This window comes from Limnoraphis robusta CS-951 (assembly GCF_000972705.2).
The window spans coordinates 1-8752 of sequence record NZ_LATL02000180.1 but is presented as its reverse complement, the minus strand read 5'-3'; the positions used below and the strand labels follow the sequence as shown (position 1 = coordinate 8752).

Sequence of the window (8752 nt, the reverse complement as noted above, 5' to 3'; positions counted from 1 at the left end):
ATACCATTAACAATCTATTAGCCGCAGTATTTCAAGAAATGGAACAATTAGGCGATGGGGTTCTCAAACCTTTTTTACAAGATGTTGTGCAGTTTTTCCCCTTAGCCAAAACCTTGTTTAAAACCAGTATTTCTCATCCTGATATTGTATTTAAAGTGATTCCACAAGTGGGGTTAACGCCTTTATTAGAGTGGACTGTTCACTATTTTAACTTAGGGGCTTATACTGCGTTATTTTCACTGGGAAAAAACCGAGAACCTTCGATTAAAAACTTATCACCCATCCAGCAATATTACTATCATCGTTGGTTAGAAGCTTGGAAATATGGTTCAGGTCAAGATTATCATTAAAATAAAAACAGAAACCCCAAACAGAAACCCGGTTTCTCAAAGAAACCGGGTTTCTAGAGTAGAGTCAAATCAAATCTAAAGAGTACCGACGTTTGCGAGTCCAAGAATCACACCCGCACCAACAATATGACCTAAACAAGCTGTCCCAATTAATGCAGCTAAACTCATGCCTAAAAAGGTGTTAGGTGCAGGGCCAACATTAGGCTTTTGAATCACAAATTTACCAACCGCAAACATTACAATATTGCAGATAATCATCACAATTGCCGTCTTGGGACTCCAAGAAACNGTACCGACGTTTGCGAGTCCAAGAATCACACCCGCACCAACAATATGACCTAAACAAGCTGTCCCAATTAATGCAGCTAAACTCATGCCTAAAAAGGTGTTAGGTGCAGGGCCAACATTAGGCTTTTGAATCACAAATTTACCAACCGCAAACATTACAATATTGCAGATAATCATCACAATTGCCGTCTTGGGACTCCAAGAAACAGTCGTGACGGTGTTTGCTGTAGCGGCGATTAATTCTGAGTAAATCAATTGACTTTCTCCTTTGTTTTTAGAGGTTTACAAAATCGGATTAAGAATCTTAGTTTCCATTTAGTATCACGAACTTGGCAAGCAAAACAGTTCTTGTTGCAATCCTTAATATTTTCCCCGGATTCAGTTAACTGAATTTAAGGAATCACTCCCGAGAGAGATATCCGTTCACGCCAGGCTTCTGAACTTGAATCACCTGAAGACTACCCCCGGCACAAAGCCGTTGTTGGGGAAAATCAGCCCCCTGCGCTTCCGATAAATTGGCCCGAAACCCCACTTCAGACAGTAACGCCATCAAATCTGTTTGTAACAATTGCCAAGCCGTTTCCGTTTCAAACAGCCACAAAAACAGGGCAATTCCTGGCCAAAATAATGGGTTATTAGGGCGATGAAAATCAACCAAGGTAAACACCCCTCCTGGCTTGAGAACCCGATAGACTTCCTCTAAAATTTGCCGAAGCTGAACCGGGTTCATTTCATGTAAAGCCGCACTGGTATGAACCAGATCAAATTGATCATCAGCAAAGGGCATTTTTTCAGCAAAAGCTTCCACATATTCAGCCGTAGGAACATTGTGTTTAGCGCGTTTTAATGATAAAGGAGAGGCATCCAACCCCACAACATTTTGAGAATGTTGAACCAAAACCTCGGTTGCCTGTCCACTCCCACAACATAAATCCAAGACCTTCGTGTTAGGATTGATAGACAATCCTTCCAATGCCAATCGCCGAAAACGGGCTTCTCCTCCCACACTCAAGGCAGCCAGACCCGAGATCGTATCGTAAAGCCATTGATAACGGTAGCTGAGACTTCTTAAAATTGTTGCCATATCTAAAATATTTGCATTTTTTCACTATCGACTTTGCCCCAATATCAGGCTACTATCATTAAAATAGGTAACAAAGATTAAAAATTGGGGATCACAAACCGCTATGGGACGAGTCGGAGTTTTACTGTTAAATCTGGGCGGGCCAGAGCAACTAGAAGATGTCCGCCCCTTTTTGTATAACCTATTTTCCGATCCGGAAATCATTCGTCTGCCCTTTCGTTGGTTGCAGCGACCCCTGGCTTGGTTAATCTCGACCTTGCGTTACAGCAAATCTCAAGAAAACTATAAAGCGATTGGCGGGGGTTCACCCCTGCGACGCATTACGGAAGAACAAGCTGTCGCCCTTGAGGAAAAGTTACAACAAAAAGGGCATGATGTTCAAATTTATGTGGGAATGCGTTACTGGCATCCCTTCACCGAAGAAGCGCTCGTCAGAATCAAGCGAGACCAAGTTGAACAACTGGTGATTTTACCTTTGTATCCCCAATTTTCGATCAGTACCAGTGGTTCTAGCTTCAGACTGTTAGAACGACTTTGGTCTGAAGATCCGGCTCTGCAAAAAATTAATTATACAGTGATTCCCTCTTGGTATGATCGACCGGGCTATTTACAGGCGATGAGTCAATTAATCGCTGAAGAACTTGATCACTGTCAAGATTCTGAACACATTCATCTATTTTTCAGCGCTCACGGGGTACCCGTCAATTACGTTGAAGAAGCGGGTGATCCCTACCAGACTGAAATCGAAAACTGTACGCGGTTAATCATGCAAACCCTCAATCGTCCAAACCCTCATACTCTGGCTTATCAGAGTCGAGTAGGCCCGGTTGAGTGGCTCAAACCCTACACCGAAGAAGCCATCCCTGAACTCGCTCAACAAGGGGTNGCGCTCACGGGGTACCCGTCAATTACGTTGAAGAAGCGGGTGATCCCTACCAGACTGAAATCGAAAACTGTACGCGGTTAATCATGCAAACCCTCAATCGTCCAAACCCTCATACTCTGGCTTATCAGAGTCGAGTAGGCCCGGTTGAGTGGCTCAAACCCTACACCGAAGAAGCCATCCCTGAACTCGCTCAACAAGGGGTAGAAAACCTGATGGTGGTTCCCATTAGCTTCGTGTCTGAACATATCGAAACTCTCGAAGAAATTGACATGGAGTATCGTCATCTGGCGGTCGAATCTGGAATTAAAAACTTTTATCGGGTTCCGGCACTCAATACCCATCCGGTTTTTATCGAAGATTTAGCCGATATGGTGATTGAAGCCTTAGACGGACCTCAAATTACATTTGCTGAAGTTACTCATCCCCCTAAAAAAACAAAAATGTACCCCCAAGAACGTTGGGAATGGGGAATGACAACCGCCGCCGAAGTTTGGAATGGGCGTTTGGCAATGATTGGGATTGTTGCCGTTGTAGTTGAATTAATTACAGGTCACGGCCCCTTGCATTTAGTCGGTTTACTCTAAACGCTGTGGCTTAATCAGGATTGCGTTTGTGACGACGGGGACGATGGCGTTGTTTGGGTGAGGCTTGGGCGGTGTACCATTGATACCATTCTTTGGAACTGCGAATCGCTAACCACAACAGCAATAGGGCAATTAATCCTCCCTGTTGTGGCGCGTCAAAGGCAAATACGACCAGGGAAATGCAGAGAAGATCTTGAAAAAAAATCGCCCAAATCGGTAAACCTCGCAAACGGTAAAACCATCCGACTTGTACCAGTTGCAAGACTAACGCCAATAAACCCCCCGTTACTCCAATTAACCCCACTAGCCATCCGGGAACCTCTGTGGCTTGGGCGATCGCAGTTCCCATAATCGCCCCCACAAACGGACTACAAACAAGCTGAATCAAGTTTAAAACTCGCTGTCCGAGTACATTTTTAGAGGCGAACAGTTCAAACAGCGACCAACTGACTAATACTCCCACTACCCACTGGGGAGAGAAACGAGACAAAAAAGGAACACGCTCCCACAAATCCGTTTGCAGTAAACCAATTAAAAGTAAGGGTAAAGCAATTCTCATCCCTGCGGCTGCTGATGCAGACAGAGCAGCCAGGAGTTCTATCATAATGGGATCTAGGTAAGTAGTGGATCATCATTTCGGATGAGAGACAACCAGAATTTTATAATCAGAATATCCTTAAGTTGAAAAAACCGGATTCGGATCATCTAAACGAACCGACTTTGGGTAAATTCCTTAATCCAATTTTACATATTCTGCTCAAATTGTGCTAGATCTTGTTCAATAAAAAATGAAAAGAATATCTAAAATCTTAGTTAAAGTTTATCCGACAATTAAAATACACATCGGGGTTAACTTGTCAAACCAGATGTTTCTACAGACAGACTTTGTTGATCTCCCTTAATTTTCATTGCAAGATTATTAAATAGAATCAAGACTCAAACAAACTGGCAACTGCCATGATATGAGTTAAACCATAGAGTTTTGTTAATCTTCAACCATGTCTGACTCTTTATTTGCAGATGCCAGCCAAAGACTCGAAGGCGCTTTAAACTACGTTTCCCTTTCCGAAGATACTATCGAACGGCTGAAATATCCTAAATCAAGTTTAATCGTTTCCATTCCCGTTCGCATGGATAACGGCTCACTGAAAATTTTTCCAGGTTATCGAGTGCGGTATGATGACACCAGAGGGCCGACCAAAGGAGGGGTGAGATACTATCCGACAGTTTCCCTTGATGAAGTCACCTCTTTAGCCTTTTGGATGACCTTTAAATGTGCGGTTTTAAGCTTACCGTTTGGGGGTGCGAAAGGCGGAATTACGGTTAATCCGAAAGAACTTTCAAAACTCGAATTAGAACGCTTGAGTCGCGGATATGTCGATGCGATCGCCGATTTTATTGGCCCAGATATTGATATTCCCGCGCCGGATGTTTACACCAACCCAATGATTATGGGCTGGATGATGGATCAATATAGCATCATTCGTCGTCAACTTTGTCCGGGTGTTGTTACCGGGAAACCCATTGCATTAGGGGGAAGTTTAGGACGAGATACAGCAACCGCAATGGGGGCTTTTTTTGTAATCGAAATAATTCTGGCAAAATTGAGTCAATTTCCCCCTAATACTAAAGTTGCTGTTCAAGGCTTTGGAAATGCAGGCGCAACTCTCGCCCAACTCCTCGCCNTTCGTCGTCAACTTTGTCCGGGTGTTGTTACCGGGAAACCCATTGCATTAGGGGGAAGTTTAGGACGAGATACAGCAACCGCAATGGGGGCTTTTTTTGTAATCGAAATAATTCTGGCAAAATTGAGTCAATTTCCCCCTAATACTAAAGTTGCTGTTCAAGGCTTTGGAAATGCAGGCGCAACTCTCGCCCAACTCCTCGCCCAAGCCGGATATAAAGTCGTTGCAGTCAGTGATTCTCAAGGGGGAATTTATTCTAAAAACGGCTTAGATATTCCCAGTGTTCAACAGTTTAAAGAATCCAATAAAAGCGTTAAAGCCGTTTATTGTGAAGGAACAGTTTGTAATATTGTTGAACATGATGTGATTAGCAATGAAGAACTTTTAACCTTAGATGTTGATGTTTTGATTCCGGCTGCTTTAGAAAATCAAATCACCTCTGAAAATGCCAAAGACATTCAAGCAAAATATATTTTTGAAGTGGCAAACGGCCCAACCACTTCAGAAGCAGATCGGATTTTAGAAGAACGAGGAATTAAAGTGATTCCTGATATTTTAGTCAATGCAGGAGGTGTAACCGTTAGTTATTTTGAGTGGGTGCAAAATCGGGCTGGGTTGTATTGGACACTCTAAGTAGGGAACCTTAGTCAAAAGTCAAAAATGCAAGCCGAAACGAAACAAATTTGCTGTATTTCTCAAGNGAACTTTTAACCTTAGATGTTGATGTTTTGATTCCGGCTGCTTTAGAAAATCAAATCACCTCTGAAAATGCCAAAGACATTCAAGCAAAATATATTTTTGAAGTGGCAAACGGCCCAACCACTTCAGAAGCAGATCGGATTTTAGAAGAACGAGGAATTAAAGTGATTCCTGATATTTTAGTCAATGCAGGAGGTGTAACCGTTAGTTATTTTGAGTGGGTGCAAAATCGGGCTGGGTTGTATTGGACACTCCAAGAAGTGAATCATCGTCTCAAACAAAAAATGATAGCTGAAACTGAAGAAATTTGGCGTATTTCTCAAGAACTTGCGATTTCCATGCGAACGGCTGCCTATGTTCATGGGTTAAATCGCTTAGGAGAAGCGATGAATGCCAAAGGAAACCGAGATTTTTATGTTAAAAACTAACTCGATTTTGCCTTTATTCCACTAACCAAATATAGTCAGCAATCGGAGTTTTATTAGAAACAGATTCTTCGGTTGTCGTTGAAAAAATAACCGAACGCTGAACTAAATTGCGATCGCTTAATCGCCGTTCAACTCGACTTGGAATTCCGTAGTTATAGATAATATGACCTTTTCCCACTAAAACAATCACTTGAGATTTGGGATGATTCTTGAGATATTTTGCAATGGTTTCAGCCATCGTTTCATCCCAAAGCACTTGAGCTAAAAAGAAGTTTTCAAAAGCTGCACTATTTCCTTGTCCGTGATGATGTTGTTGATAAATTTCTTGCAGCATTTGCCGATATTCAGCGTTATCGGTGCGAATTTCGCTCAGAGGCGGAATATAGCGTTTATCTTCATCTGTTAAGCTTCCTAAGCCTTCTTTTGCCACCTTACGGGTGACTTCACTGGGAGTATTTAAAGCTAAAACTGGAATATTATTTTGCCGCGCAAACCGCAAAATTTCAGCATAATTTTGCCAGGGAAAACCCCAACGTTGCAAATATTGACTTTTCTCAATTAACTCCGTTTCGCTGATTGAACCTGCGATATATTGATCTAAAACTTCTTGATAGGGACGCTGAAACATTTCCAGCCCAATGACGATTTGAGAATTTTTATGGTATAATGCCTTGATAATATTGAGTTGGGCAAGATGATCCTTGAGTTGATCGTGAGTTTCTCCTAAGTACACAACATCCGCACTTTTGAGATTTTGCAAGATCCTCTGTTGGGAAGAAGTGACGGCATATAGGGCGGGAGAATCGAAAAATCGATCTAAATTGTTTAGATATTCTGCCNAGATGATCCTTGAGTTGATCGTGAGTTTCTCCTAAGTACACAACATCCGCACTTTTGAGATTTTGCAAGATCCTCTGTTGGGAAGAAGTGACGGCATATAGGGCGGGAGAATCGAAAAATCGATCTAAATTGTTTAGATATTCTGCCCCTGTAGGGGGTGTACACCATAGAAAGAATCCCAGTGACCATGTAAAAACCTTTGCAACGGCAACTTTATTCATGTTAGAAGAACTCAATGCTAGGAATTTTCAACCGACAAAAAAACTCTAGCGTTATTAACCGCCAGAGATCAAACTTTGTCAAAATTTTTTTAGGAGTTCTGTTTTTAGAGCGAATGCGTTTTACAGTTCAGAAGTGTCTAGATGAGTTTAGTCTACTTTTTCCTGAGCCTGCTGCCATAGTTTAGGTGTTACCGTAAAATTTCCTCGCAATGCCGCGATTAACTGGGGTTTTACCGCTTTAGCCCAACGTTCAAAGTTAAATTCCTCACAGGCGATGTCGAGGAGGAGATCTTGAGACTGATTTNACTTTTTCCTGAGCCTGCTGCCATAGTTTAGGTGTTACCGTAAAATTTCCTCGCAATGCCGCGATTAACTGGGGTTTTACCGCTTTAGCCCAACGTTCAAAGTTAAATTCCTCACAGGCGATGTCGAGGAGGAGATCTTGAGACTGATTTTTGGTAGTGTTGTTCATACCCTGCCTTTAATGTGAAATGACTCGTTATACAATGGTGACAATTGAGATGATTGTCTAAGGTGCAAAAATAGCAACTTGGAGTTTTGTCCGTTTCTCGGAGTTTAACCCCGGGTTTTCTGTCCCAGACCAAAGCATTCCCTTGGAGTGTCACCCCTTGACTGACTGATAATATCTTCTCGAAAATTCAGTCAGAATTCAAGATGATCATTCAATGCTTGAATGAGATTGATGCAGTTTTTGAATTGTCTCACTCCCCCCAGATCAATCTTAAGCGAAAATTAAAAATTTATGAAAAAATTTGGGGAGCCAACTTGAAGTCGAGTTTTCGATGAGTAAAATGTAGCTTTTGATCAGTTGTCGTCAGACTCCGCGCAATGTCTAGAAGCGTTAGTCAGAACTGTCATTGATCACTTAAAATGGTCTAGATAACTTGAGGTGATTTTTCTCGATCTATCGAAAAATAGCTATCCTAGAGATTATAACAGTTGAGGCTCAGAATCAATTATAAACTTTTTAAATTTTATATGATCGTCTATATTAGAGAGTTTTCTAACTTGTGAGCATAATGACTAAACGTATTTTACTCATTGATGATGAAGACGATATTCGCGAAGTTGCCCAAATGAGTTTAGAATTCATTTTAAATTGGCAAGTGATCACCGCTCAATCGGGTCAAGAGGGTATACTCAAGGCAAGTCAAGAACTACCCGACGCTATTCTCCTGGATGTAATGATGCCAGAATTGGATGGATTAATGACGTTTCAAAAGCTACAAATCAACCCAAAAACCAAGCACATCCCCGTGATCTTACTAACAGCACAAGTACAAGCTGAAGAACATCGCAAATTTGTTCTGTCTGGGGTGAGTGGAGTGATTACTAAACCCTTTGAACCTTTGAGTTTAGGAGCTTTAGTTGAAAAAATTTTAGATTGGGCTTGAGTGTAACTGTCTTTTTAGACTTTACCAATAAAAAACAGGTTTAGAGCAAGGTCGTTCACGACGGATTATTGTATGCTACAATAACTTATCGTGGAGCGACAATGATAAACATGATTGTCTATGAAATGAAGCTACAAGGAACTGTTGCCCAGTACAAAAAGTTAGATGAAGCTATTCGTACTGGTCGTTTTGTTCGCAACAGCATCATTAAAGCATGGATAGACGGTCAAATCAAAAGTCGTAACGATGCTTATACCTACTGCAAACTACTG

At 41.7% G+C, this 8752-nt stretch carries 7 protein-coding genes and 5 pseudogenes; 7 read left to right on the top strand and 5 right to left on the bottom strand.

Annotated features, from left to right (window positions below; translation table 11 throughout):
* Positions 1-350, top strand: a pseudogene (locus WN50_RS15490) (FAD-binding oxidoreductase); the annotation flags it as partial.
* 75 nt (positions 351-425) lie between these two features.
* On the opposite strand, the pseudogene psaK (WN50_RS36265) reads toward WN50_RS15490, so the two are convergent.
* The 3 genes and pseudogenes from psaK (WN50_RS36265) to WN50_RS15475 form a co-directional block, all read right to left on the bottom strand.
* Positions 426-638: pseudogene (gene psaK / locus WN50_RS36265) on the bottom strand (photosystem I reaction center subunit PsaK); the annotation flags it as partial.
* A gap of 1 nt (position 639) precedes the next feature.
* On the bottom strand, positions 640-893 hold a 254-nt coding region (gene psaK / locus WN50_RS36260; RefSeq protein ID WP_281062888.1), incomplete at its 3' end, for a photosystem I reaction center subunit PsaK.
* A 145-nt stretch (positions 894-1038) separates the two neighbouring features.
* Positions 1039-1722 carry a class I SAM-dependent methyltransferase gene (locus WN50_RS15475; protein ID WP_046276988.1) on the bottom strand — a complete coding sequence of 228 codons (684 nt, stop codon included), beginning with the start codon at positions 1720-1722 and terminating at the stop codon, positions 1039-1041.
* 103 nt (positions 1723-1825) lie between these two features.
* Here WN50_RS15475 and hemH (WN50_RS15470) point away from each other — a divergent pair.
* Positions 1826-2607: pseudogene (gene hemH, locus WN50_RS15470) on the top strand (ferrochelatase); the annotation flags it as partial.
* 1 nt (position 2608) lies between these two features.
* Positions 2609-3192 (top strand): ferrochelatase (hemH, locus tag WN50_RS32300; protein WP_152964827.1); only part of this gene is annotated, 584 nt, incomplete at its 5' end.
* Between the two features lie 10 nt (positions 3193-3202).
* Here the strand turns inward: hemH (WN50_RS32300) and WN50_RS15465 are convergent.
* On the bottom strand, positions 3203-3796 hold the full coding sequence (locus WN50_RS15465) for a DUF4126 domain-containing protein (RefSeq protein WP_046276986.1): 594 nt from the start codon (positions 3794-3796) through the stop codon (positions 3203-3205).
* 394 nt (positions 3797-4190) lie between these two features.
* Between WN50_RS15465 and WN50_RS35365 the strand changes: the two are divergent.
* The 3 genes and pseudogenes from WN50_RS35365 to WN50_RS31445 all read left to right on the top strand — a co-directional run.
* Positions 4191-4877 (top strand): annotated as a pseudogene (locus WN50_RS35365) (Glu/Leu/Phe/Val family dehydrogenase); the annotation flags it as partial.
* A 1-nt stretch (position 4878) separates the two neighbouring features.
* Positions 4879-5507: pseudogene (locus WN50_RS35360) on the top strand (Glu/Leu/Phe/Val family dehydrogenase); the annotation flags it as partial.
* Between the two features lie 71 nt (positions 5508-5578).
* Positions 5579-6004, top strand: a 426-nt coding sequence (locus WN50_RS31445) for a Glu/Leu/Phe/Val family dehydrogenase (RefSeq protein WP_425354810.1), incomplete at its 5' end; no start/stop codon positions are given.
* A gap of 13 nt (positions 6005-6017) precedes the next feature.
* On the opposite strand, the gene WN50_RS15450 is transcribed toward WN50_RS31445, so the two are convergent.
* Positions 6018-6737 carry a ChaN family lipoprotein gene (locus WN50_RS15450; protein WP_425354811.1) on the bottom strand — a complete coding sequence of 240 codons (720 nt, stop codon included), beginning with the start codon at positions 6735-6737 and terminating at the stop codon, positions 6018-6020.
* Positions 6738-8102: 1365 nt separating this feature from the next.
* Between WN50_RS15450 and WN50_RS15440 the strand changes: the two genes are divergently transcribed.
* Positions 8103-8480: a response regulator gene (locus tag WN50_RS15440; protein ID WP_046281738.1), complete on the top strand. Its 378-nt coding sequence runs from the start codon at positions 8103-8105 to the stop codon at positions 8478-8480.
* Positions 8481-8752 lie beyond the last annotated feature (272 nt).

Excerpts from the sequence above, each read along its gene's own strand:
- WN50_RS15475 (WP_046276988.1), bottom strand. The coding sequence starts at position 1,722 with ATGGCAACAATTTTAAGAAGTCTCAGCTACCGTTATCAATGGCTTTAC.
- WN50_RS15465 (WP_046276986.1), bottom strand. The coding sequence starts at position 3,796 with ATGATAGAACTCCTGGCTGCTCTGTCTGCATCAGCAGCCGCAGGGATG.